At 66.1% G+C, this 25,067-nt stretch carries 22 protein-coding genes; 15 read left to right on the top strand and 7 right to left on the bottom strand.

Going from position 1 to position 25,067, the window contains the following annotated elements; all coding sequences use genetic code 11:
* Window positions 1-83: 83 nt before the first annotated feature.
* The gene (locus tag BRAD285_RS26405) at window positions 84-974 is read right to left on the bottom strand and encodes an ABC transporter substrate-binding protein (protein WP_006609468.1); all 891 of its coding nucleotides are present in this window, start codon (window positions 972-974) and stop codon (window positions 84-86) included.
* 434 nt (window positions 975-1,408) lie between these two features.
* Between BRAD285_RS26405 and BRAD285_RS26400 the strand changes: the two genes are divergently transcribed.
* The 6 genes from BRAD285_RS26400 to BRAD285_RS26375 all read left to right on the top strand — a co-directional run bounded on the left by BRAD285_RS26400 (window position 1,409) and on the right by BRAD285_RS26375 (window position 8,094).
* A complete protein-coding gene (locus BRAD285_RS26400; protein ID WP_035644523.1) occupies window positions 1,409-2,233 on the top strand; it encodes an ABC transporter permease in 825 nt (274 codons plus the stop codon).
* Window positions 2,233-3,297: an ABC transporter ATP-binding protein gene (locus BRAD285_RS26395; RefSeq protein ID WP_035644520.1), complete on the top strand. Its 1,065-nt coding sequence runs from the start codon at window positions 2,233-2,235 to the stop codon at window positions 3,295-3,297. Before BRAD285_RS26400 ends, BRAD285_RS26395 begins: the two co-directional genes overlap by 1 nt.
* 30 nt (window positions 3,298-3,327) lie before the next feature.
* Window positions 3,328-4,359: a PotD/PotF family extracellular solute-binding protein gene (locus BRAD285_RS26390; RefSeq protein WP_006609465.1), complete on the top strand. Its 1,032-nt coding sequence runs from the start codon at window positions 3,328-3,330 to the stop codon at window positions 4,357-4,359.
* An 81-nt stretch (window positions 4,360-4,440) separates the two neighbouring features.
* Window positions 4,441-5,271: an ABC transporter permease gene (locus BRAD285_RS26385; protein WP_006609464.1), complete on the top strand. Its 831-nt coding sequence runs from the start codon at window positions 4,441-4,443 to the stop codon at window positions 5,269-5,271.
* A 196-nt stretch (window positions 5,272-5,467) separates the two neighbouring features.
* Entirely contained in the window at window positions 5,468-7,087 is a 1,620-nt protein-coding gene (locus BRAD285_RS26380; protein ID WP_006609463.1) for an amidohydrolase family protein, read from the top strand.
* Window positions 7,084-8,094, top strand: a complete 1,011-nt coding sequence (locus BRAD285_RS26375) for a GTP-binding protein (RefSeq protein WP_035644516.1) — start codon at window positions 7,084-7,086, stop codon at window positions 8,092-8,094. Before BRAD285_RS26380 ends, BRAD285_RS26375 begins: the two co-directional genes overlap by 4 nt.
* 184 nt (window positions 8,095-8,278) lie before the next feature.
* Here the strand turns inward: BRAD285_RS26375 and BRAD285_RS26370 are convergent, their stop codons facing one another.
* Window positions 8,279-9,100, bottom strand: coding sequence for an IclR family transcriptional regulator (locus BRAD285_RS26370; protein WP_006609461.1), 822 nt, complete (start codon window positions 9,098-9,100; stop codon window positions 8,279-8,281).
* 177 nt (window positions 9,101-9,277) lie between these two features.
* Between BRAD285_RS26370 and BRAD285_RS26365 the strand changes: the two genes are divergently transcribed.
* Genes BRAD285_RS26365 through BRAD285_RS26335 form a run of 7 tightly spaced genes read left to right on the top strand, consistent with a single transcriptional unit; the run spans window position 9,278 to window position 15,865 of the window.
* A complete protein-coding gene (locus tag BRAD285_RS26365) occupies window positions 9,278-10,333 on the top strand; it encodes an ABC transporter ATP-binding protein (RefSeq protein WP_006609460.1) in 1,056 nt (351 codons plus the stop codon).
* Window positions 10,330-11,187, top strand: coding sequence for an ABC transporter permease (locus BRAD285_RS26360; protein WP_006609459.1), 858 nt, complete (start codon window positions 10,330-10,332; stop codon window positions 11,185-11,187). Before BRAD285_RS26365 ends, BRAD285_RS26360 begins: the two co-directional genes overlap by 4 nt.
* Before the next feature lie 5 nt (window positions 11,188-11,192).
* Window positions 11,193-11,987, top strand: a complete 795-nt coding sequence (locus BRAD285_RS26355; protein ID WP_035644526.1) for an ABC transporter permease — start codon at window positions 11,193-11,195, stop codon at window positions 11,985-11,987.
* Window positions 11,988-11,990: 3 nt separating this feature from the next.
* Window positions 11,991-12,284, top strand: coding sequence for a (2Fe-2S)-binding protein (locus BRAD285_RS26350; RefSeq protein WP_006609457.1), 294 nt, complete (start codon window positions 11,991-11,993; stop codon window positions 12,282-12,284).
* Entirely contained in the window at window positions 12,277-13,671 is a 1,395-nt protein-coding gene (locus tag BRAD285_RS26345) for an NAD(P)/FAD-dependent oxidoreductase (protein ID WP_006609456.1), read from the top strand. The genes BRAD285_RS26350 and BRAD285_RS26345 overlap by 8 nt, the downstream gene beginning before the upstream one ends.
* Window positions 13,655-14,806 (top strand): FAD-binding oxidoreductase, encoded by a 1,152-nt coding sequence (locus BRAD285_RS26340; RefSeq protein WP_006609455.1) that lies wholly within the window; start codon window positions 13,655-13,657, stop codon window positions 14,804-14,806. The genes BRAD285_RS26345 and BRAD285_RS26340 overlap by 17 nt, the downstream gene beginning before the upstream one ends.
* Window positions 14,807-14,818: 12 nt before the next feature.
* A complete protein-coding gene (locus tag BRAD285_RS26335) occupies window positions 14,819-15,865 on the top strand; it encodes an ABC transporter substrate-binding protein (protein WP_006609454.1) in 1,047 nt (348 codons plus the stop codon).
* Window positions 15,866-16,221: 356 nt separating this feature from the next.
* On the opposite strand, the gene BRAD285_RS26330 is transcribed toward BRAD285_RS26335, so the two are convergent.
* Entirely contained in the window at window positions 16,222-16,944 is a 723-nt protein-coding gene (locus BRAD285_RS26330; RefSeq protein ID WP_006609453.1) for a pyridoxamine 5'-phosphate oxidase family protein, read from the bottom strand.
* A gap of 64 nt (window positions 16,945-17,008) precedes the next feature.
* Here BRAD285_RS26330 and BRAD285_RS26325 point away from each other — a divergent pair, with 64 nt between their 5' ends.
* The gene (locus tag BRAD285_RS26325; RefSeq protein WP_006609452.1) at window positions 17,009-18,469 is read left to right on the top strand and encodes a PLP-dependent aminotransferase family protein; all 1,461 of its coding nucleotides are present in this window, start codon (window positions 17,009-17,011) and stop codon (window positions 18,467-18,469) included.
* On the opposite strand, the gene BRAD285_RS26320 is transcribed toward BRAD285_RS26325, so the two are convergent.
* The 4 genes from BRAD285_RS26320 to BRAD285_RS26305 all read right to left on the bottom strand — a co-directional run bounded on the left by BRAD285_RS26320 (window position 18,457) and on the right by BRAD285_RS26305 (window position 23,701).
* Window positions 18,457-19,761, bottom strand: a complete 1,305-nt coding sequence (locus BRAD285_RS26320) for a hypothetical protein (RefSeq protein WP_006609451.1) — start codon at window positions 19,759-19,761, stop codon at window positions 18,457-18,459. The genes BRAD285_RS26325 and BRAD285_RS26320 overlap by 13 nt on opposite strands.
* Before the next feature lie 127 nt (window positions 19,762-19,888).
* Window positions 19,889-21,802: a hypothetical protein gene (locus BRAD285_RS26315; RefSeq protein ID WP_006609450.1), complete on the bottom strand. Its 1,914-nt coding sequence runs from the start codon at window positions 21,800-21,802 to the stop codon at window positions 19,889-19,891.
* Window positions 21,803-21,844: 42 nt separating this feature from the next.
* On the bottom strand, window positions 21,845-23,002 hold the full coding sequence (locus BRAD285_RS26310; protein ID WP_006609449.1) for a patatin-like phospholipase family protein: 1,158 nt from the start codon (window positions 23,000-23,002) through the stop codon (window positions 21,845-21,847).
* A gap of 120 nt (window positions 23,003-23,122) precedes the next feature.
* Entirely contained in the window at window positions 23,123-23,701 is a 579-nt protein-coding gene (locus BRAD285_RS26305) for a hypothetical protein (protein WP_006609448.1), read from the bottom strand.
* Window positions 23,702-23,934: 233 nt separating this feature from the next.
* Between BRAD285_RS26305 and BRAD285_RS26300 the strand changes: the two genes are divergently transcribed.
* Window positions 23,935-25,023 (top strand): SMP-30/gluconolactonase/LRE family protein, encoded by a 1,089-nt coding sequence (locus tag BRAD285_RS26300; RefSeq protein WP_006609447.1) that lies wholly within the window; start codon window positions 23,935-23,937, stop codon window positions 25,021-25,023.
* Window positions 25,024-25,067: the final 44 nt, after the last annotated feature.

Here is a 25,067-nt window from a genome sequence, read left to right as displayed (position 1 = left end):
CCCCACCCCCGACCCCTCCCCGCAAGGGGGAGGGGAGCGCACTGCCCGCGTGGCCAAAACTTCAGCTTCAAAACTGCGAGCTATTAGTCCGCCGTCAGGATATCCGGCTCCTTGAAGTTGGCCGGATCGAGCTGCCACTTCTTCAAGAGCTCCTGGTGGATGCCTTCCTTCTGCACCTCGATCAGGGCGGCCAGCACGGCGTCGCGGAACTTGGGCTTGTCCTTCGGCACGGCGATGCCCACCGAATAGGGGATGGTCACGGCGATGGCCTTTTCCAGCTTGTCCGGATAGGCCTTCACCGCCTGGTCGACCGTGTTGACGTCGTTGATATAGGTGTCGGCGCGGCCGGCGAGGATCGCCTGGATGCAGTTGGCGTTGTTGTCATAGAGCTGCACGGTCGGCTCGGGCTTGCCGGCTTCCTTGCATTTCGGCGCGAGATCCTGGATCAGCGGCACCTCGACATAGCCGGTGTTCTCGGCCGCGGCCGCGCCGCACAGCGACAGATTGATGCCGTTGATGCCCTTCGGGTTGCCCTTGGCGACCAGCACGCCGTCGAACACCTTGGAATAGGTGATGAAGTCGGCGGCCTTGGCGCGCTCCTTGGTGGCATAGATGTCGGAGATGACGATGTCGGCCTGGCCGCTTGAGAGCGTCGTCAGCAGCGCGGCGAACGTCACGGCCTTATACGTCAGCTTGAAGCCGAGGCAGTCGCCGATCGCCTCGCCGAGATCGATGTCGAAGCCGACATATTTGCTTGGATCCTTCGGGTCGATCGACTCATAGCCCGGGGTGTGCGGATTGATGGCGTTGACGAGCGTCTTGCCCTTCCAGTCCGGATATTTCTCCTTCAGCGCCGCGCAGCCCGCCGGCGTCGCCGCCTGCGCGTCGATGGGGGCGAGAAGCCCCACCGCGATGATGGCGCCGAACGCGGCAAGCCACGCGCGTCGCGCTCCGGTGAATAGCCTTGTCTGCATGTTGCCAGCTCCTTCGAACGATGATGTCGCGCTGGTCCGGCGGTGCATGGGTGCCGTCGCCCCGGTCCAAGCTCAGGACCAAGCTTAGGTGCGCGCCCGCGCGGATGACTTGTCCGGGGGCGCACAAAATCTTGCATCGCGCCGGTGCAAGGATTGGGCAGCCTTTGCCCAAAACCGCGCCGCTGCGATGGAGCGCGGCGCCGGCCGGCTGGACGGCCGGTCAGCCGTCGAGTGCTGAAGATCGGAAATGGCGGGGTGCTATTAGCGCGCAGATGGAGTGCCGGGCCATTTGCGCGTCAGGATCGCGGCACCGCACGACGTCAGTCCATGCACATGTGCATTGCGATAACTCGGACCGCAGGCTTGGCGGCAGCGGAGCCGCCGACTACGATGCCGCCGCGCAACCTGCCCTTTTGTTTGTTGAGGTGTCTGCAATGCTGTTCCGTTTTACGGGACAACTGTCTATCGGCCAATTCGCAGTGCGGACACTGATCGTCGTCGCTTACGCCATCATCTTCGCGCCGGTCGTCATGATCGTGATGACCAGCTTCTTCGCGCAGGAGATCGTCAGCTTCCCGCCGTCGGGGCTGTCGCTGAAATGGTACGCGAACGCGCTGAGCAAGCCGGAATTCCTGCGTGGCCTCGGCACCAGTTTCCAGGTGGCGCTGCTCGCGACCGCGATCGGCGTGCCGCTCGGCACTGCCGCGGCGCTCGCGATCGTGCGCGGCGAATTCCGCGGCCGGCAGGCGCTGTCGTCGTTCCTGCTGGCGCCGCTCGCGGTGCCCGGCGTGGTCGCCGGCTCCGGGCTCTATATGTTCTACGTGCTGGCCGAGGATCTGCTCGACCGCGACATCAAGGCCACCACGGAGGGACTCGTCGCCGCGCATACGCTGTTGGCCATTCCGTGGACGGTGCGCCTCGTCGTCGCCAGCCTGCAAGGCCTCGACCGCGCCGCCGAGGAGGCGGCCGCCAATCTCGGCGCCAGCCCGTTCACGGTGTTCCGCCGCATCACCCTGCCGATGATGCGCTCGGGGATCGTCGCCGCCGCGATGTTCTCCTTCATCCAGAGTTTTGAAAACCTCGATCTGTCGATGCTGCTGGTCGGCCCCGGACGGATCACGCTCCCTGTGGCCATGCTGAACTATCTCGAATTCCGCATCGATCCGACGCTCGCCGCCGTCGCCACCGTGCAGATCACGCTGGTCGGGCTGCTGATGGTGATCACCGACCGCTTCGTCAAACTGTCGCGGGTGGTGTGATGGCGCAGCTCATTCTGGAGAAGCTCACCAAGCGCTTCGGCACGTCGATCGGCGTCGAGGGCCTCGATCTTTCGGTCAACCAGGGCGAGCTGGTTGCGCTGCTCGGTCCGTCCGGCTGTGGCAAGACGACGACCTTGCGCATGGTGGCGGGCTTCCTGCCGCCGACCAGCGGCCGCGTGCTGTTCGATCGCGAGGACGTCACGCAACTGCCGGCGTACAAGCGATCGACCGGCATGGTGTTCCAGTCGTACGCGCTGTTTCCGCATATGAGCGCGGCCGACAATGTCGGCTTCGGCCTGGAGATGCGCGGCCTCAACGCGGCCGAGCGCAAGACGAAGATCGACGAGGCGCTGAAGCTGGTGCGGTTGTCGCATCTCGCCGACCGGCTGCCGCGGCAATTGTCGGGCGGCCAGCAGCAGCGCGTCGCGCTGGCGCGCGCGCTGGTGATCAATCCGCGCATCTTCCTGCTCGACGAGCCCTTGTCCAATCTCGACGCCAAGCTGCGCGCCGAAGTGCGGCTGGAGATCCGTGCGCTGCAGCAACGGCTCGGCCTGACGACCTTGATGGTGACGCATGACCGCGAGGAGGCGCTGACCATGGCCGACCGCCTCGTCGTCATGGAGGGCGGCCGCGTGCGCCAGATCGGCACGCCGCAAGAACTCTATGATTCGCCTGTCGATGCGTTCGTCGCCGACTTCGTCGGCCGCTGCAACATCCTGGGCGGCCGGCGAGCGAATGACGGGGAGTTCCGTACCAGCGGCGGCCTGCTGCTTCCGGTCGATGTCATCGCGGGCGAGCGCGATGATGCCGACGCCTTCGCGCTGCGCCCGGAGCGGATCGGCATCGTCCCCGGCGACTCGGGCGAGGTGCGCGGCCGCGTGCAGGCGATCACCTATATGGGCGCGCAGACCGAATATGTGGTGGCGCTCGGCGACGAGACGCTGGTCGCCGTGAGGCCGACGCCCGATGCCGGCGAGCCGTTGGCCGCGCTCAAGCCCAATGATGCCGTGTCGCTGCAATGGGACCGCAAGGTCCCGCGTCTCGTGCCGCAAACATCCAAGTAGAAGCGTTCATCCCAAGCGAGAGGTTCTCCCATGATTTCGCGACGTCACTTTCTCTCCGCCAGCGCCGGCATGGCCGCGCTGGCCTCCGGCATGCCGACGGCCCGCGCCGAGGGCGGGCAGGTCGTGGTCGGCACCTGGGGCGGCGACTACGGCCAGCTGCTCTCCGACATCATCGACAAGCCGATCATGACGCCGAAGGGGTTTGAGATCGTGCAGGACGTCGCCAATGCCGATCCGCGCAAGACCAAGCTGCTCGCCGAGCGGCAGAGCCGCCGCGGCTCGATGGACGTCTCCTGCCTGTCCGACAACGACGCCTACATCGTCTCGCAGTCCGACGTGTTCGAGAAGATCGACGCGGCGCAGGTGAAGCGGCTCGACAAGGTGTTCCCGGAGCTCAGAAGCGAGATCGCGATCCCGCACATCTATTCGGCGCAGGTCATCCTCTACAACACCAACCAGGTGAAGACGCCGCCGCAATCCTTCGCCGATCTCTGGGATCCGAAATGGCGCGGCAAGATCGGCCTCGCCGACATTCTCTATCCCAACAACACGCTGGCCGCGGCGCTCGCCGGCGGCGGCGGCGTCAGCAATCTCGATCCGGCCGAGAAGAAGCTGATGGAATGGCGCTCGCTCGACGTGAAGATCTATCCGTCGAACGAGGCCTTGGCGGCGGCGCTGAAGTCGGAGGAGGTCTGGATCACCACGATGTGGCTCGCCCGCGGCTTCATGTGGAAGAAGTCCGGCATTCCGCTCGCCCATGTCGTGCCGAAGGAAGGTACGCCGGCGATCGTGTTCCAGGCGTCGGTGCCGAAGAACGCCAAGAACAAGGCCGGCGGCTTCGCCTATCTCGACGCGATGCTCGACGCCAAGGCGCAAGGCGGCTTCGCCGACAAGATGGGCTACGTCCCGACCGTCACCGACGCGCCGCTGCCGGAGGATCTCGCCAAGCAGGTCAGCCTCACCGAGGCCGAGCGCGCGCGGCTGCTGAAGCCGGACTACGCCTATGCCGCCGGACGCTCGCAGCGCACGCTCGACTTCTGGAACAAGGAGTTCAAGGCCTGAGCCTTGTCTCATCGCTCCTGCGGCCTCGGCCGCGGGAGCACGCGGCCGATCGGCCGCTCATCTGCAATCGGAGCTCGCGCGATGGCGCTGCTGATCGTCCCTGCCTGTCTCCTGGTCCTGGCGCTGCTGATCGGGCCGATGATCCTGATGTTCCGGATCTCGCTCAACCAGTTCAGCCCGACCCAGCTGATGGTGCAGGCGCTGTCGCCGGACAACTACATCAAGGCCGCGACCGATCCTTACTACCAGCAGATCATCCTGGCGACGCTCGGCATCGCGCTGCTGTGCACCTTGCTCACGCTGATCCTGGCGTTTCCGGCGGCCTATTGGCTCGGACGCATGGAGAGCCGCTGGAAGAGCCTGGTCGTGATCGCGACCTTGTTCCCGCTGCTGGTCGGCAACGTCGTGCGCTCGGCCGGCTGGATGGCGCTGTTCGCGCGTGACGGCCTCGTCAACGCCAGCCTGCTGAAGCTCGGCCTGATCTCGACGCCGCTCGAGATCATGTTCACGACCAAGGCGGTGATCATCGGCATCATCGCGGTGGTGCTGCCCTACATGATCCTGACGCTCTCGGCCGTGATCGAGAGCATTCCGCGCGATCTGGAATACGCCGCCGCCAATCTCGGCGCCTCCGGCGCGCGGGTGTTCTGGCGGGTGATCCTGCCGCTGTCCGGCCCGGGGGTGGCCGCCGGCTCGATCCTGGTGTTCGTTTTGTGCATGAACACCTATGCAACGGCGGTGCTTCTCGGCGGCCCGCGATTCAAGATGATGGCGCCCGCGGTGTACGATCAATTCGTGCGCGGCAACAACTGGCCCATGGGCGCCGCGCTCGCCTTCATGCTGCTCGCGGTGACCATGGCCTTCACCGTGTTCGGCAGCGTCGCGTTCGCGCGGAAGTATCGGACGGGGTGAGGGCGTGTGCATTTTCGTAGGGTGGGCAAAGGCGTTCCGAGCGATGCGACGCATCGCTTGGAGCGACGTGCCCACCGTGACGACGGTAGTCTCGCCGTGAAATGGTGGGCACGGCGCGGTCGGGTAGCGACCACAAAATATGAGGGAGGGGCGCGCCTTTGCCCACCCTACGCTTCGACAACGAGGATACGCAGGCATGACCGACCAAGCCACACTGCCGGGCGATGAGCTCGCCTTCATCCGGAACAAGGGTGCGGCGCCGATCGTGCCGAAGGCGACGACGCGTGATCGCGGCATCGGGCCGTTCAAGCGGCTGGCGCTGCGCAGCGCGACCGTGATCGACGGCACCGGCGCGCCGCCGATCGGTCCGGTGGACATCATCGTCGAGAATGGCCGCATCGTCAGCATCAAGAAGGTCGTCGGTTACGGCTATGCCGGCAAGACCGGCGAGCCGGCCGATCACGAGATCGACTGCCGCGGCAAATGGGTGACGCCGGGCTTCGTCGACTGTCACGCCCATGCTGGCGTCGCCTATCACTCCGCCAATGGCTGGGTGCCGCCGGTCGACTACGTCTACAAGCTCTGGCTGGCGCATGGCGTCACCACGGTGCGCGAGATGGGCTCGATGAACGGCCTGTCCTGGATGCTCGACCAGAAGCAGCGCGCCGAGGAGAATACGATCGCCGCGCCGCGGCTGCTCGCCTATGCCTACTTCCCGGCCGTCAACGACATGGTCAAGACGATCTACACGCCGGAGCAGGGGCGGGAGTGGCTGCGCGCGGTGAAGGAGCGCGGCGCCGACGGCATCAAGTTCTTCGGCGCACCGCCCGCGATCATGGAAGCCGCGCTCGACGAGTGCAAGCAGATCGGCCTGCGCACCGGCTGCCACCACGCCCAGATGGCGGTGTCGCGCATGAACGCACTGACCACGGCGAAATGGGGCCTGACCAGCGCCGAGCATTATTACGGCCTGCCGGAGGCGCTGTTCGAGGATCGCGTCGTCCAGAACTTCCCGCTCGACTACAACTACACTGACGAATATTTCCGTTTCTCGGTCTCGGGCCAGATGTTCCGCCAGGGCGCCGAGCCGGGCTCGGCGAAGTGGAACGAGGTGCTGGAGCAGTTTCTGGAGATCGGCTTCACCTTCGTGCCGACCTTCACCATCTACGACGCCAACCGTGACCTGATGCGGGCGCGCCAGGCCTATTGGCACAAGGAGTACACCTGGAAGTCGATGTGGGACTACTTCACGCCGCAGCGCGGCGGGCACGGCTCGTACTGGTATCGCTGGTCGACCCAGAACGAGATCGAGTGGAAGGAGAACTACCGTCTGTGGATGGCCTTCATCAACGAGTACAAGAACCGCGGTGGCCGCGTCTGCACCGGCTCGGATTCCGGCTTCATCTACCAGATCTTCGGCTTCGGCTATGTTCGTGAACTGGAGCTGCTGCAGGAAGCCGGCTTCCATCCGCTCGAGGTGATCCGCTCGGCGACCTCGCAGGGTGCTGCGCTGTGCGGCCTGGAGAATGAGATCGGCACGGTCGACGTCGGGATGCGCGCCGACCTGCTGGTGCACGACCACAATCCGCTGACCGACTTCAAGCTGCTCTACGGCACCGGCGCGATGCGCTTCAACGACGCCACCAACGCCGTCGAATGGCATCGGGGCCTGAAATACACCATCAAGGACGGCATCATCTACGACACGGAAGAATTGCTGGCCGACGTGCGCGAGCTGGTGAAGGCCAGCTGGGAGAGCGACGTGCCGGAGAAATACGCCACCAAAGATAGTGACAAGGATGCCGCGGCGCCATGAGCGCCGTGACAATCGACTTCTTCGTCCTCACCGGCTTCCTCGGCTCGGGCAAGACGACGCTGTTGCGCGATGTGCTCAGCGTAGAGACGGCGGCCGACACCGCCATCATCGTCAACGAAGCCGGCGAGGTCGGGCTCGACGGCGTGCTGTTGCGCGAGAGCGGTGATGATGTGCCGATGGCGATGCTGTCGAACGGCTGCGTCTGCTGCCAGGTCGGCAGCGATCTCGCCTTCACCATCGACCGCCTGATCATGGCGCCGCGACCCGACGGCCTGCCGCCGTTGCGCCGGATCATCCTGGAGACCTCCGGCCTGTCGATGCCCGGCCCGGTGCTGCGTCAGCTCGCGACCTTGGCCGAGCACCGCATGCGCGTCGCCGTGGTCGCGACCTACGATCTCACACGCGGATTGGATGTTGCTACGTTCGAGGAAGCCGCAGCGCAATGGGCGGCAGCGCACCGCATCGTGGCAACCAAAGGCGATCTCGCGCCGGAAGCGCTTGCTGGAGCGCCGGTTGCGATCGCGCAGCTCAATCCGGTGGCCGAGGCCATCGTCGATGCCGATCGTGCCATGGCCGTGTCGGCGGCCTTTGCGCCGTTGTCATCAGCACCGCCGCTGCGCGAGGTCGCGCCCGCTTTGGCTGCCGCACATCCGCGCCTCGCGCTCTGTCTCGTTCGCCCGCTGGCCGATATCGTGTACGCAGATCTCGCCAGCTGGCTCGACAATGTCGCCGGCCGTCTCGGCGAACGCCTGCTGCGCATCAAGGGCCTGGTGAAGGTGCCCGAGGCACCGCGGCCGCTGCTCGTCGAGAGCGTCGGCACAGTATTCTCGCCGCCACGGCAGCTGACGGCCGACAATCCGCCCGCGTCCTTCATCGTCGTCATCGCGCGCGACATCGTCCGCGCCGAGCTGGAGCAGGTCGAACCAGCGGGGCTGTTCACGTTCTCCTGGCGCGAGCCCGAGAGCAGAGACGCGCCGCGCGGCATTCGGGCGGAGTGGGTGACGTAACGGCATGAACTGTCGGAGAAGGAGCAGCGTGAGCAGGCATGGTGCCCGCGGCCGTCCTTCGAGACGCCCGCTCGCGCGGGCTCCTCAGGACGAGGGCTGAACTCCCCGGCGAGATTTCTCCCCTCATGGTGAGGAGCGCCGCTCGCGGCGCGTCTCGAACCATGAGGCCCCGACCGCTGCTTGATCAGCTCCCGCCGATCGTGCTCAGGCTGCGCGATGGATAGCGCAACGCGACGTCGAACGGGTTGAGCTTGCCGGCGAGCGCCTGTGCTTCGCCTTGCAGGATCTTCACGACATGCGGCAGTCTATCGGCATTCAACCGCTCCGCCAATGTCCCGACGCTCAGGGCCGCAACCGCGCGGCCCTGCGCGTCGAGCACGGGTACGCCGACGCCGGCCATGCCTGGAATGAGGCCCGTGCTGGTGTTGACCCAGCCTTGTGCGCGTGCCTGCGCCAGGGCGCTGCGCAGCGAGGCTTCGTCGAGGAAGCCGCGGTCGAGCAGGCGCGGGATGTTAAACCGGATCACCGCCTCCTGCTCGTCTTCCCGCAGATTGGCGAGAATGGCGAGGCTGCCCTGGCCGAGGCCGAGCGGGACCTTGCCGCCGATGTCACCGGTGAAGGAGCGGATCGGAAACGGCCCCTCGACGCGATCGAGGCATACCGCATCGAAGCCGTTGCGCACCAGCAGGAAGATCGTGTCGCTCAGGGTGGCCGACAGTCGCAGCAGCGCTGGCCGTGCCGCGTCGCGCAATCCGCTGGCCTGCCCGGCGCGGGCGGCGAGCACGTAGAAGTCGAGGGCAAGGCGATAGCGCTTGCCGGCGGCCTGTTCGGCGAAGCCTTCGGCTGTTAGGTCGGCGAGCATGCGATGTGCGGTCGGCTGGCTGCAGCCGGCGGCCTCGGCGATGTCCTTGAGCCGCAGCCCCTCGGGATCGCCTTCGGCGAGCACCCGCAGCAGTTTCAGAGCCCGTCGCAGGCTTGATGTGGAGTCGGTATCGGCGGTCGTCATCTGCCTCAGCGAAAAACGGAAGGAGCGAATTGGTTCATGATTTCATATAGCAGAATTTAGGTGAGATAAATTCAGGATACCGGAATTCATGATTGACGGTTGGTCGCCGCCCGACGTGAAATCCGTCCAGGGCGGCCACTTCCGGGCAATGGCAGGGAGCCTCCCGCGCGAGGATGCATGGGTTTCCTGACGCTGGACGGTCTGACGAAGCACTATGGCGAGGCCGCTGCGGTCAGCGACGTCACTCTCAGTGTCGCCAAGGGCGAGTTCATCTCGCTGCTCGGCCCGTCCGGCTGCGGCAAGACCACGACGCTGCAGATGATCGCCGGCCTGGTCGAGCCGACTGCGGGCCGCATCACCCTCGACGGCCGCGACATCACCCATGAGAAGCCCGACCGCCGCGGCCTCGGCATCGTGTTCCAGAGCTACGCGCTGTTTCCGCACATGACGGTGGCGCAGAACGTGTCCTTCGGACTGGAGATGCGCAAGGTGCCGCGCGCAGAGCGCGACACGCGCGTCAGGCAGGCGCTGGCGCTGGTGCAACTCGCGGCGCTCGCCGACCGCTATCCCCGCCAGCTCTCCGGCGGCCAGCGCCAGCGCGTCGCGGTGGCGCGCGCGCTCGTCATCGATCCGCCGGTCCTGCTGCTCGATGAGCCCTTGTCCAACCTCGATGCCAAGCTGCGCGAGGAGATGCAGTTCGAGCTGCGCGGCATCCAGCAGCGCGTCGGCACCACCACGATCATGGTGACGCACGACCAGGGCGAGGCGCTGTCGATGAGCGACCGCGTCGTCGTGATGGAGCAGGGCCGCATCATGCAGGTCGACGCGCCATACCGGCTGTATGAGAATCCGGCGACGCCGTTCATCTCCTCCTTCGTCGGCAAGATGAACCGGCTGCCCGGCGTCTGGCGTCACAGCGGCATCGAAAGCAACGGCCGCGTGCTGCCGTGCGACGGCGCGGGTCTCGCCGATGGCGCTGCCGCCGTGCTGGCGATCCGACCAGAAAAGATCGCGCTGACCTCGCCCGGCGCCGGCGTGCTCGACGGCCGCGTCAAGGCGCGCTTCTTCCTCGGTAGCGCGTGGTTCTTCACCGTCGAGACCGATGCCGGACTGATCGGCGTGTCCCTGCCCAATGCCGGCGAGGAGCCGGCGCGCGAGGGCGATCCGGTCGGGCTGGATTGGAGCAAATCCAGCGCAAAGGCCGCCAAGCCGGAGGGAGCACAGCCGACATGAGCAGCGCACGCGCCGGCACAACGCCCTGGCTGCTCGCCGCGCCCGGCGCGCTGCTGTTCACCGCGCTCGTCGTCATGCCGCTCGCGCTTACCTTTATCCTCTCGTTCCATGTCTACGACACCGCGACCGGCGTCAAGGACGAGACCACGCTGGCGCATTACATCGCCATCCTCACCGACAGCTACTTCCTCAACATCTTCTGGCGCACCTTGCGGCTATCAGCGCTGACGACCTTGATCTGCGCCGTGATCGGCGCGCCCGAGGCCTACATCCTGTCGCGCATGCGCGAGCCCTGGCGCTCGATCTTCCTGCTCGCGATCATCGGTCCGCTGCTGGTCTCGGTCGTGGTGCGTGCGTTCGGCTGGAGCATGCTGCTCGGTCCCACCGGCCTCGTCAACGAAGCGTTCCGCGCGCTCGGCCTGGGCACGATCAAGATCCTCTACACCGAGACCGCGATCGTGATCGCGCTGGTTCACGTCATGCTGCCGTTCATGGTGATCCCGGTGTGGACCTCGCTGCAGAAGCTCGACCCGATGGTCGAAGCCGCCGCCTGGACGCTCGGCGCCTCGCGTTTCACCGCGCTGCGCCGCGTGGTGCTGCCGCAGGTCACGATGGGGGTGCTGTCCGGCAGCCTCGTCGTGTTCGGGCTCTCGGCCTCGGCCTTCGCGATCCCCGCGCTGCTCGGCGGCCGCCGGCTGAAGATGGCGGCGACCCTGGTCTATGACGAATACATGCACGAGCTGAACTGGCCGCTCGGCGCGGCCATCGCGATCCTGGTGCTGGTCATCAACCTCGTCATCATGCTGGCCTATCAGCGCGTGGTCGAGGCCCGCGCGCGGCGGACGTTGGGGTGAACGGCATGCACCGCAACGGTCCGATCGCATTGCTGTTTCACACCCTCGTCGTCGGCTTCGTGCTGGCGCCGCTGATCGTGATCTGCCTCGTCGCGTTCACGCCCGCGAACACGCTGACCCTGCCGACGACGCAATTTTCGCTGCGCTGGTTCACGGCGGTGTTCGCGCATCCGGACTTCGTCGCCTCCTTCCTCAACAGCCTGTGGGTCGCAGCAACAGCGGCGACGATCGCCGTGGTGCTCGCGGTCGCCGCCGGCCTCGCGCTCGACCGCTACGACTTCCGTGGCCGGGCGGCGCTGAACGCGCTGTTCCTGTCGCCGCTGATGATTCCGCATCTCGTGCTCGGCGTCGCGCTGTTGCGGCTGTTCGCGCTGCTCGGCGCCACCGGCAGCCTCGTCTGGTTGACCGCAGGTCACATCGTCGTCGTCACGCCCTATGTGCTCCGGCTCGTCCTGGCGGCGCTCTCCGGCCTCGACCGCAGCGCCGAGCAGGCGGCGGTGACGCTAGGCGCGTCCAGCTGGATCGTGTTCCGACGCATCACCGTGCCGATGATCCTTCCCGGCATCACCGGCGGCTGGCTGCTCGCCTTCATCAATTCCTTCGACGAGCTCACGATGTCGATCTTCATCACTTCGCCTGCCACCGTCACGCTGCCGGTCCGCATGTACATGTACGCGACCGAGTCGATCGACCCAATGATGGCCGCGGTGTCGGCCCTGATGATCGCCGTCACGGCAGCCGCGATGTTGCTGCTCGATCGCATCTTCGGCCTCGACAAGATCCTCGTAGGCCAGGGCTGACACATGCCGTTGCTGCATCGCCTCGTCCGCACCAAAAGCCCGGTGATCTTCTTCACCATCGACGGCGTGCCCTGCGAGGGCCGCGCGGGCGATACGGTGTTGACGGCCGTGCTCTGCCACGGCGAGCAGCTGCGCCACAGCGAGTTCTCCGGCGCGCCCCGCGCCGGCTTCTGCCAGATGGGCGCGTGCCAGGATTGCTGGGTGCAACTCGACACCGGCGAGCGTCTGCGCGCCTGCACGACTCCGCTCACGGAGGGCATGCACATCATCACGCAGCGGAGGCGCAGCCATGGCTGAGCGCGCACCGCCTTTGATCCTCGGCGCCGGCCCGGGCGGCATCCGCGCCGCGATCACACTCGCCGCCGCAGGCCTGCGGCCGATCGTCGTTGACGAAGGCCACGCCTGCGGTGGCCAGATCTATCGTCAGCCGCTCGCTTCGGATGGCCGCGATGCCGAGGCGCGTTACGGCTCGGAGGTTGCGAAGGCGACCCGGCTGCATCGCGACTTCGCGGCGCTCGGCAACGATGTCGACTACCGGCCGAATACATTGTTGTGGAATCTGCGCGACGGTGCCGCCGATCTTCTCTGCGACGGCGTCAATCACCGCGTAAGCTATGACGGCCTGATCCTCGCGACCGGCGCGACCGATCGCGTGCTGCCGATTCCCGGCTGGACCTTGCCCGGCGTGTTCACGCTCGGTGGCGCGCAAATCGCGCTGAAGGCGCAGGGCTGCGCGATTGGCCGGCGCGTGGTGTTCGCCGGCTCCGGCCCGCTGCTCTATCTCGTCGCCTGGCAATATATGAAAGCCGGCGTCGACGTCGCGGCCGTGCTCGACGCAGCGCCGCTGTCGGCGAAACTCAATTTGCTGCGCGCGCTGCCGCTCGCGCCTGATATCGTGCTGCGCGGCATACGCATGGCGGCGGAGCTGGCGCTGCGCGGCACGCGCGTGCAACTCGGCGTCTCCGCTCTTCGCCTCGAAGGCGAGCGCCGGGTTGCACGCATCCTCTATCGGGCCGGCGGACGTGAGCATACGATCGCCTGCGATGGGGTCGGCTATGGCCTGAACCTGCGTTCGGAGACACAGGCCGCCGATCTCGCCGGCTGTGCCTTCCGCTTCAAGTCCCGCGACCGCGCGCATCTGCCTGTGCGCGATGCCAGCGGCCGCAGCAGTGTCGCGGGCGTCTACCTCGCCGGCGACGGCGCGCGCATCGCCGGCGCCGACGCGGCGGAAGCGGCCGGCGAGCGCGCCGCGCTGGCGCTGCTGGAAGATCGTGGCCTGCCGCATGACGCCGCGCGGGCCACGGCGCTCGAACACACGCTCGCGAGGATTGACCGTCTGCGCGACGCCCTCGAAGCTGCCTTTCCCTTTCCGGCGCATTGGGCCGACGGCATTGCCGACGACACGCTGCTCTGCCGTTGCGAGGAGATCAGCGCGGGCGAGGCGCGGCGCGCGATCGACGATTTTGCACTCACCGAAATGAATCGACTGAAAGCGGTGACGCGTATCGGCATGGGCCGCTGCCAGGGCCGCATGTGCGGCGCGGCTGCGGCCGAGCTGCTCGCGGCGCAGGCGCGGCGTGACATCGGCGCGGTCGGCCGGCTGCGCGCGCAAGCGCCGATCAAGCCGATCCCTTTGGCCGTCAGTCTGTCAACCGACGAGAGGCAGCATGACCCGGCGCATTGACTGCGATGTCGCGATCATCGGCGGCGGGCTGGTCGGCAGCTCCGCGGCGCTGGCGCTGCGCGGAATGGGTTTTTCCGTCACGCTGCTCGACAAGGGCTTTTGCGGCGCGCAGGCGAGCGGCGTCAACTATGGCGGTGTGCGCCGGCAGGGCCGACCGCCCGAACAATTGCCATTGTCGCAACGCTCGCACGCGATCTGGCCGCGGCTCAAGCAGCTGATTGGCATCGATGGCGAATTCCTGCGCTCCGGCCATCTCAAGCTGGCGCGGACGCCTGAGGACATGGCGAGCCTGGAGCGCTATGCCGCCGAGGTCGCAGCCTTCGGGCTCGATCTCGAACTCGTCGGCCACAATCAGCTGAGCGAACGCTTCGGCATCGGCGGCGGCGTCATGGGCGGCTCGTTCTGTTCCGGTGATGGCCACGCCAATCCGCGGCTGGTTGCGACCGCCTTTGCGGTAGCAGCTCGCCGCGCCGGAGCTGAGGTGCTGGAAAATACGAACGTGGTTGGCGCCACCCGAACATTCGAGGGCTTTACACTGGAAGCCGGTGACGTCACCATCAAAGCGCGCACGCTGATCAACAGCGCCGGCGCCTGGGCCGACAGTTTTGCGGCCGCATTCGGCGAGACAGTGCCGCTGGAGCGCACCTATCCGTCGATGATCGTGACCGAGCCGCTCGATCCGTTCCTCACCGTCAATATCGGCATCGAGGGCGGCGGCATCTATGCGAGGCAGGTGACGCGCGGCAACGTGGTGGTCGGCGGCGAACGCGCCGCGCCGCTTGCCGATCCCGATTACTCGCGCCCGCGCAGCGACGGCGCGCTCACGATCATGCAGCGCGCCAGCGAGCTGTTCGGCCCGTTGCGCCACGCGCAGGCGATCCGGTTCTGGAGCGGCACCGAGGCCACGATGCCCGACCGCAATCCGGTGATCGGGCCGAGCGCGACGACACCAGGACTCATCCACGCCTTCGGCTTCTCCGGCGCCGGCTTCCAGATCGCGCCTGGTGTCGGCGAAGTGCTCGCCGAGCTGGTGCGCGATGGCCGGACTGCGACTCCGATCGACGCCTTCGCGATCACCCGTTTCTCACCCGCATCGCAGCCGGGCGATGCTCCCTACCCAACGACGACAGGATAAGGAGATTTCGCCATGATCCATGCTCGCGCCGCGCTCTGCTCAGCCCTTTCACTCATGCTCGCCACATCAGTTGCGCATGCGGAGACCAAGACGCTCTATGTCGGCATGAACGGCGGCAATTTCGAGCGCACCTACACCCAGGCGGTATTTCCCGACTTCGAGAAGGCCAACGACGTCAAGATCGTCGTCGTGCCCGGCACGTCCTCGGAGATCCTCGCTAAGGCGATCGCGGCCAAAGACAAGCCGCAGATGCATGTGATGTTTCTCGACGACGGCGTGATGATCCGCGCCGCCGGTCTCGGCCTGTGCGAGAAGCTCAAGCCGAGCGAGGCGCTGAATCAGCTCGAGCCGTTCGCGCGGCTGAAGGACGACATCGCCGCGGGCATCGACATCGGCATGACAGGCTTGGCCTACAACAAGAAGCTGTTCGACGAGAAGGGCTGGGCGGCCCCGACCTCGTGGCTCGATCTCGCTGATCTCAAATACAAGGACAAGGTCGTGTTCCAGTCGGCCTCGGTCTCGACCTTCGGCCTGCACGCTTTCCTGATGTTCAACCGCATCAAGGGGGGCAGCGAAGCCAATGTCGAGCCGGGCTTCAAGGCGTTTCCGGACACGATCGGGAAGAACGTTCTGGAGTACATCCCGAACTCGGCCAAGATCTCCGAGATGGTGCAGACCGGGGAAGCCGCGATCTTCCCGCTGACGCCGACGGCGGTGTCGACCTTGAAGGAGAAGGGCATTGCGGTGGAGTACGCACAGCCGAAGGAAGGCTCGGTCGTGCTGATGGTTGCGCAATGCGTGATCGCCAACAATTCGGACGCCGAGCTTGCGCAGAAGCTCGCGGCGTATCTGCTGTCACCGGAGGCGCAATCCAAGGCGCTGGCGGCCGGCAACATCGTGCCGTCCAACACCATGGCGAAAGCGACGACCCCGGCCGCCGAGCAGAAGCTCGCGACCTTCCACACCTACATGAAGACCGCGATCACGCTGGACTGGGACGTCATCAACGCCAAGCGCCCCGAGTGGAATACGCGTTGGAACAGGATGATCGAGAAGTAAGGCTTGGCTCGGTACATCGTCAGTACGAGCCTAGCACCCAGATCGTCTTATCGCCCCTGGATCGCTTCGCTGGCGCTCGCGATGACGGCCGGGTTGGCTGAGCGTTTACGCTTCCACACGAGCGTCTGCGCATGATGATTTCCGCCGTCGTCCCGGACAAGCCCTGACGCGCGGGAGCGCGGCGGGGCGCCGATCCGGGACCCATACGCCGCAGCGGTCCTGAGGCGCGAGCTGGTAGTTGCCTTCGTGCCTCAAGCCGCTCCCTATGGTTATGGATCCCGGCGTTCGCCGGGATGACGACGGTGGTTGCCGAGATTGCTGCCTCTCATCATCGACGGCCGAAAAACGCCAAGCAACTATCCCGCCGGATAGCTCATCCCATACGCTTCCGTCAGCGCGTCATCGAGCAGCCGTCCGGCGCTGAAGCCGGCGAGCGTGGCCGGGCGCGTGACGCCGGGCAGCAGCAGGTCGCACGGCTCGGGCGCGCCGAGCACGGTGCGCACCGGGATGCGCTCCGCATAGGTCGGGAAGGCGTAGTCCTCCTCGTCATCGGCAAGACCCTTGCTGCGGATCTTCGCCGACGCCTTCTCGATGTCCATGGCCACGACAGCGGTAGCCTTGATCTCCTGCGTGGTGCTCGGGCGCAAGGTCGCGGTACGGCCGGGGAAGAAGCGGTCGACCATCATCACCAAGGCGCGCTCCTTCTCCGCCAGATCCTCGATCAGCTTGGCGTGGCCGAACGCCATGACTGACCGGTAGTCGGCGGAATGATTGAAGCCGCAGCGCGCCAGAACCAGACTGTCCAGATGCGTGACCGTGAGGCAGGCCGGCTCTCCTTCCGAGAGATTGCGCAGCATGCGGCTTGCGCTCGACCCATGCCAATACAGCGTGGTGCCCTCGCGCCAATACAGCGTCGGCGTACAATAAGGCTGGCCGTCGATGACATAGGCGACGTGGCAGAGCGCAGCCGAATCCAGCAGCGCGTGAACCGTGGCATGATCATAGTGGCCGCGGTCGTGGCGGCGCTTCACGCGGTTGGTCTCGTCGACGGGATAGCTCGCCGCTGTCGTCTCGGTCATCGTCAGTCTCCTGTTTGCGGCGATGAAATGGCATGGCAAAGTGGTTGCCGGGAGTTCCACTTCGATGCCAAATCCAGCAACCACTTCGCGCCGCCGGGACGACGTGCTGGCGCTGCCGATCCGGCTCGATCGCGCCATCCGCGGCCAGTCGCAGCAGGTGCATTCGGCGCTCCGGTCGGCCATCGTCGACGGGCTGCTTGCGCCTGGCCTGCGGCTGCCGTCGACGCGCGGCCTGGCCGAACAGCTCGGCGTTCGTCGCAACGCGATCGTCGCCGCCTATGAGGCGCTGCTGTCCGATGGCCTGGTCGAGGCGCGGCATGGCGCCGGCACCTTTGTTGCAGCCCAGCTGCCCGCGCCGCAGACCGCCGCGCCCGTGGCCGAACTGGACATCCGCATTCCCTCGCGTGGGGCGTTCGCGCTCGGAGTCACCCTGGTCGATCCTGTGCTGCTGAAGCGGCTCGCGGCGGCCAGCCGGCGTCGCATCGCAACCGCGGCGCCCGATGACCTCGGCTATGGCGACCCGCGCGGCAGCCTGCATCTGCGCACGCAAGTCGCGCACTATCTCGCCGCCAATCGCGGCGTCCGTTGTGACCCGAGCTGCATCCTGATCGTGAGCGGTACACAGCATGGCTTGCGGCTGTGCATCGATGCGCTGCTCAAGCCTGGAGACGCCGTCTGGTTCGAAGATCCTGGCTATGTCGCCTCGCGCCACACATTGAGCATCACGGGAGCGAAGCTGGTGCCCGTCCCGGTCGATGATGAAGGCCTGGTGGTGAGCGCGGGAGAGAAGGCCGAGGCACGCGCGAAGGCCGTCTACGTCACGCCCTCGCATCAGTTCCCCACGGGCGTCGCGATGAGCATGGCCCGCCGTATCGCTTTGCTCGACTGGGCGCGCAAGGCGGATGCCTATATCTTCGAGGACGATTACGACAGCGAGTATCGCTTCGCCGGTCCGCCGCTGACCGCGCTGGCCGGCATCGGCGCCGAGCGCGTGATCTATCTCGGCACCTTCGGCAAGACGCTGTTCGCGGGCTTGCGGCTCGGCTATCTCGTGGTGCCGCCCGCTTTGGTGGCGCGCGTGGTTGCTGCGCGCGCTGCGCAGGACCGGTTTCCACCTGTCTTCATGCAGGACGCGCTGGCGGATCTGATGGCCGATGGCGTGATCGCAGCCCACATGCGGCGGATGCGCCCGCGTTATCGGCAGGCGCGCGACGTGGTCGCCGAGGCGCTCGTCAAGCATGCCAAGGGCACATTGCATCTCTCGGCGCCGGCGCAGGGCCTGCATCTGCTGGCGACGTTGCCGCCTGGGACCCCGAAAGGTGCGGCAAAGCTGATCCGCGAGCGGGCCGGCATCGAATGCCGCCTGTTGTCGGATGCGCGGATCTTACAGCGCGGGCCGGACGGCTTCATCCTCGGTTATTCCGGCTTTGCGGCGAAGGATCTCGCCGACGCCGCGCGGCGGCTCGGCCGCGCGACGCAGGAGGTCCTGCAGGAATTGAGCTCTTCGCGACGTCAGAAGTCATAGTCGATGAAGAGCTGTTGCGCCGGAGCGGTGAACGCCTTCGGCAGCGGACCGGCATCGGGGTTCGCCGGAGCGTCGGCGCCGGCCGCGACCTGGTCGCTGCGCGCCAGCTGGTCGTTCATGCGCTGGCGCAGCGCGTCGAGCAGCGGCACGCGCGGCACCTCGTTGTAGGCATGCTCCTGGGTCGAGCACATGCCGACGCAGCCGATCCGCATGGCCTTTACCGCGTCCTTCGGAGTAGCGTTGGCGCTGCCGTGATGGCCGACCTTGTAGAAGTCGATCTTCCCGAGGATCTCCTGCGCTTTGGCGGTGAGCTGGGTGTGGCCCGGCGTGCCGTAAGCGCCGCCATACAGGAAGTTCTCCCAATTGCCCCATTGCGCATCGCCGGCGAACAGGAGGTTTTTTCCACCGAAGGAGAACAGGATGACGAGGCTCTGATTGTTCAGCGTCTTGTCTGCGGCCTGCGCCTGTGCCGCCAGCACGTCGGGCTGCGCGCCCGCGAGCATGCGCAGCAGGCGATCATAGCCATAGGGCGCGAAGGCCTTGTCGCCATAGTCCTCGCGCTTGCCGCGGAACGCGTTGCCGAACGGCCTAAGCCGTTCGGGCGGGTCGCTGCTCTCCGTCGCTCCCGCCAGATATTGCTGATTCTTGTTGGTCATCTGGCCGATCAGGGCCTCGTCGATCGGAGGGCCGAGGATCTCGGCAGTCAGACCTGCTGCCGCGAGATCGGGCGGCAGCGTCGGCGGATCGCCGGCCTTGTAGTAATCGTGCGCCGGCTGCGGGCCCTTGAAGCCGCCGTGCAGCACGTTCAGCGCCTTCTGGTTGGCAGCGATGCCTGCGACGCCGAGACCGCCGGTAATGTTCTCGGCCATGCTCAGCAACTGATCGGCCTCCGGATCAGGTCCTGCCGCCAGGCGCGCCCGGAATTGGCGGCCGAGATCACCGGCCATGGCGACGAGGCTCGCCTGGAACGCTGCGGCCCTGGGATTGTCAGGGTTTTCGAACCAGGGCATCCAGACCCGCGCGACCTCGATCTGCGCGAAGATGTCGGCGCAGCTGCCGAAGCCCGAGATGTGATCGGCGTGCCGATGGGTCATGATCACCAGCGCCAGCCGGTTGCCGCAATCCCTGGCCATCTGGGTGACGGCCGCGCGCATGCTGCCGAGGTCCTTGGCGTGCACGCCGCAATCGATCAGGATGTGGCTTAAGCCGGTCGAGGTCGGGACGCTGAGCAGGAAGAAGTCGCCGAAGCCGACGCGGTACATGCGCACGCGCAGCCCGCTGGCGGCCTTCACCGGGAGGGCAGGCGAGGCGGCGACGTTCGCTGCTGGCGCAGATCGCTTGCGCACCGCTGCGTCTCGGCTGGCCGGCTTGCGTCGCGGTGAGCTGGGCGCTGCTGAGGTCGTATGGCTGCGCGGCATGTCAGACTCCTGCATGGAGCAGCGCGAAATTCAGGCGGAAGCGCTTGTCGTCATCATGTCCGGTCGGCTGGGTGGTCGCGCGCCCGCTCGCGATGTAGAAATTGCGCACCCGCTCCTCTCGTTCGGGCCGGTACAGCTTGGGAATGACGAAGCGCACCCGCGGGTCGGGACGCTTGTCGTGCTCGGGCGGATCTTGCGCGATCAGCAGCGTGACCCCGTTGCGCAGCGGGAACGTGCCGGGAATGCCGAGGCCGAACGGCACCCGCGTCGTCTGCACCAGCTCGACCACCATGCTGACATAGAGCTTGCCGTCCTTGCCGGTGGAAAACATCGGATGGAAGGATGGCGCCTCGATCTTACCGGCCTTCGGATCGAAGCCGAGCTTGTCGGCATGGGTCACGGCAAAGGCCCGTAGCACGTCGCCATTGTGGTCCTTCTCCTCCTTCGTGAGGCCGTTCGGATCACCGAATGTCAGGGCGGGCACGCGCAGGCTGCCGCGTACGACCTTGGGCCAGAACAGCGCATCTTCCGAAAAGGCGGTTGCGTTCTCGGCGACGATGCCGCGCAAACGGAAGGCCTGCATCAGGGCATCGCGAATGCGATCGGGATCGTCGGGCGTGTAGTCGAGATGCGCGGTCAGCAGCGCGCGCAGGAAATCACCGAAGGTGATGTCGACCGGCGGGCAATAGTCCAGCGCGCGGGCGCAGATGGTGAAGAACTCTTCCGCCGTGCGGCTCGCCTCCATCGCCAGTCGGTTCGCGAGCGGCGCCGGCAGATCGGCCTTGTCGACACTGCCGCCGCCGGCGCGAAAGATCCGGAACAGATCGAAGGTTCTGCGGCCGTAGACGGTGAAGTACGCATCGAACACCGCGGCGACCAAAATCGCGCCACGCTCATGCGGCTCGATCTTGGTCGAGATCTCCTTGGCGCCGTCGGGTGTCGCGGGGGTCATCAGCGCGCTGCGCAGGCTGGATTGTCGCCCGGCGGCTTCGCCGAATTGCGTCGCCAGCGCGATCAGCGGATTCTCGGTGCTGAGCTGCGACTGGATCGCGGGCGTACCTCCCGGCGCCAGCTCGGCATCGCCCTTGAGCTTGTATTCGAACAGCTTGCCACCGGTCTTCTGCAGCGTATCGACCAGCACCTCCTTGTGGGAGAAGTGCAGGAACAGCGCGGCGAGATCGGCGAAGGCCTCGTGGAAGGCCGCGACATCGACATTGGTCGGCTCCATGAAATGCTCGCGGATGCCGTCGACGATCGCATGCGTGGTCTCGTGCACGATGATGTCGTGCGAGAGGCAGGTGAACACGGTCTGACCCGGCAGGTTGCGGCCGGGATTGGTGCGGCTGGCCTTGAAGTAGCCGAACAGGATGCCGTGCGCGTCCGGACAGTAGAATGCGTTCGCCTCGCACATCGCATGCGGAAACAGACCGAGGCGTCGCGAGGCGCCGCGTGGCGCAGGGGCATGGCTGCGGTCAAGGCGCGTCCGCCAGCGCACGCGCCGGCCGAGCGCGAACTCGAAGCGCTGCAAGGTCTCGCTCGCCACCGCGTAGACCATCTGCTGATGAAACCGCGGGTCTGCCTCCGAGGGCGTCAGGCCGTGGGTCATCAGCAGCTTGGGATCGTCAAGATTGACCGGCTTGTAGAACGTCTTTTGGCTGCCGTCGTAATCGATCACGGCGAACCGTTCGCCGATCGGCCCAGGCTCAAGGCTCTCGTAGCGCACATGCGTGACCATCTGATTGCCGACGAACTTGCCGAGGCTGGGATCGAAGGCATAGACGTTCAGCGGCCGCTCCGACGGAAACGGAATCTCCGCCGTCGAGAAGATGTCCTCCGGGATCTCGCGCGGCGGCTGCGCTGGCGCCTCGTCGGTCGGCGTGACGTCGTCGCATGCGAAGCGCCGTCGATGCGTCATCCTGCCCTCTTCCTCTGCAGTCTCGTGATCGATGACGTCTGATTAGTAGCCTCCGGGAAACGGGAAGTCCGTTGGCGGGGTGATCTGGATGCCGAGCTTCTGCTGCAGGCTTGCGTCGATATGCGCCCGCAGCGCCGCGTCACAGATGGCGTAACCCCAATTCATCAGCCGGTTCTGGACGTCGTGTGGCATCTTCTGTAGCCGGGTCGGGATCGCGGCCAGCGGGGCCGACTTCCTGTGCAGACAGTCGAGCGGATCTGCCGTCAGCTTGTAGTCGGCGAAGTTGGTACGGATGCCCCAATAAGTCCCGGTGTGATCGCCACGCTCATAAGCGTCGATGAGCTGGCGCTTGCGCAGGCTCCGCACCTGGTTGTCGATGACGTCGAGCACGCGCAGCGAGTGGCGTGCCCAGTCGTGATGCGGATCCTCTTCAGCCTCGATCTTCTGGCCGGCATCGCTGACCAGCTGCGTCGAAAAGCGCTTGACGGTCTCCAGGCCTAGATTGTCATAGACACCGCCGTCGCTGAGCACCGCGCTGGTCGTAAAGGGCGGCCGGCCGAGGTCGGCGCGTTCGACCGGCCGGACCGGCTGGCGGATCGGCAGAGTGAGCGGCGAGAGGATCGGCGGAAAGGCCGAGGACGCCGCGACGGCCGTTGCCAGGGCTACGTCCGGGGCATCCACGAGGCCGACGCGATAGTCGCCCATGTAGGGACGCGAGAACCGCCACAGCACGGCCGACTGGATGTTGGTGGCATTGATGACGAAGCGCGGCGCCTTGCCGCCGCTGTCATCGGGCAGATCCGCGAGTTTTTTGCCATTGAACAGAACGTCGTCATAGGCCGCTGCGACGCGGTCGCTGATCGTGCCCGGCAGGAAGATGCCGCCGATCACGGCGCCGATGTCGACGGATGTGTCCGCCATCTTGCGCAGCCCGTTGACGACAATGTCGAAGTTTTGCGCCTTGCCGGCGCCGTCGAACTGCAGATCCTTCCAGCGCAGGCCGAGATAGGCTGACGTGATCGAGCCGCCGGACACGCTGGAAATCCGCTTCAGGCGGCTGAGCAGCCCGACTTGGTTCAGCCGCAGCAGCGCGCCGATGTGAAACACCATGGCGCGGTAGCCGCCGCCGGACAGAGACAGCGTGACGCCGTCCTCATGCTGAGCATTGGCGGCATCGAGGTCGGTCGGTTCGATCGGCACGTCGGTGTCCTCCCCTTTGCCGATAGGTCGGGGTGGACGGGCACACGTTCAACGGGATCGAAAGTTTTTCTGCATCTGGAGCGGGGCGCGCAAACAGAGGCGGTCGCCCCGAGCGGCCCATTATTGGTAGGGGTCATGCTCGGCGTTGGTCATGGTCTGTCGCACCCGGCGCAGGGTGATCGGCGTGCCATCCGAGATGAACTGGAGCTCATAGGCGCGGCCGGTGTCGTCCTTGGCCGAGCAGGTCACGCTCGTCACCTTGAGCATGGCGAAATTGCCGACCTGCCGGCACAGGCCCGACGAGCTCTGTGTGGCTGGCACAGGAATGCCGTCGACCTTCGGGCGGTGCTTCGAATTCAGCAGCATGCGGTCGATCGGCAGCTCGTAGACGTTCTGGATCGACCGACGGCCGTTGATGCCGGAGAACGCGATGATGTGGCTCTCGTCGTTGGGATCGTCGAGGGCGACTGTGAAATGCGCGCGGCCCTTCTCGCTATGGAAGAACGCCACGGTCTTGCAGGGAAATTCGCGGCCGTCGACCTTCGCCGTGCGGCAACTGCCGGACATCAGCGCGTAGAGATCGATGTCGGGCCGTTCCTCGGGCGAGCTCGTCACCGGCAGCGGCTGCTGGGCGATGCACGGCGTGCCCAGGCCGAGGCCGAGCGCCAGGACGACGAGGCGAGGAAAACGCAAGGGCATCCGCGGGGTGAGCCTGGGAGGAATCATGTCTGCGCAGCGGTCAAGCGATGTGTCGACTTTGCGGCAAAAAGAGGTCCGCGGACGGAATGCGCGGTATGCGCTTTGATCTGGGGGGCTGCTTCGCGCCGGCGCCGATCGATACCGCAAAAGCAATGGAAAGTTCCCCATCCAGCTTCTATGGGAAGGATCTGGCCCGTCCACGGCCCAACACAAGATCTCCATGGAGGAAACTGATGACATTGTCGCGTCGCGGCATTCTGTCGGCCGCGCTGAGCGGAGCGGCGCTTGCGATCTCCGGTCCGGCGAGAGCGCAATCCTTCGCCTTCAAGCCCAACCAGCGCTATCCCGATCCCGCGATCGAGATCCTCGATCCGAGCTTCGCCAAGTACCGGCTGTACAGCTCGACCGTCGAGCAGGTCGCCAGCGGCATGCGCTGGGCGGAGGGGCCGGCCTACTTTCCGGATGAAGGCTACCTGCTGCTCAGTGATATCCCGAACAACCGGATCATGAAGTACAGCGAGAAGGACGGCAGCTTCACCGTCTTCCGCAGCCCGGCCAACTACGCCAACGGCAACGCCCGTGATCGTCAGGGGCGGCTGGTGAGCTGCGAGCATTCGGTGACGCGCCGTATCACCCGCACCGAGAAGAACGGCACCGTCACCGTGCTCGCCGACAGCTTCGAGGGCAAGCGGCTGAATGCGCCGAACGACATCGTCGTGAAGTCCGATGACACGGTCTGGTTCACCGATCCGCTGTTCGGCATCAACGGCAATTGGGAGGGCTTCAAGGCCAAGTCCGAGCAGGCCAACACCAACGTGTTCCGGATCGGCACCGACGGCAAGCTGGCGGCTGTGATCACCGATCTCGTCAATCCCAACGGGCTCGCGTTCTCGCCGGACGAGAAGAAGCTCTATGTCGTGGAGTGGAAGGGCACGCCGAACCGCAGCATCTGGAGCTACGACGTCAATGCCGACGGCACTGTGGGCAACAAGGTGAAGCTGATCGATGCGGCCGACCAGGGCTCGCTCGACGGCTTCCGCGTCGATCGCGACGGCAATCTCTGGTGCGGCTGGGGCTCGAACGGCGCGCTGGCGTCCGAGCCGGTCGAGGTCAACGGCCACAAGGTTTTTCCGCTCAAGGCCAAGTCGGAGGACCTCGACGGCGTGATGGTGTTCAACCCGCAAGGCAAGCCGATCGGCTTCATTCGGCTGCCGGAGCGGTGCGCCAACCTGACATTCGGCGGGCCGAAGAACAACCGGCTCTACATGGCGGCGTCGCATTCGCTGTACGCGCTGTATGTCGAGACGGAAGGCGCGGTGTAGGACTGGACCCACATCGCGAACAAGTCCGGGGCGAGCTCTGTCGG

This window comes from Bradyrhizobium sp. ORS 285, from assembly GCF_900176205.1.
Lineage (GTDB): Bacteria > Pseudomonadota > Alphaproteobacteria > Rhizobiales > Xanthobacteraceae > Bradyrhizobium.
This window is presented reverse-complemented; position numbering and strand designations above follow the sequence as displayed.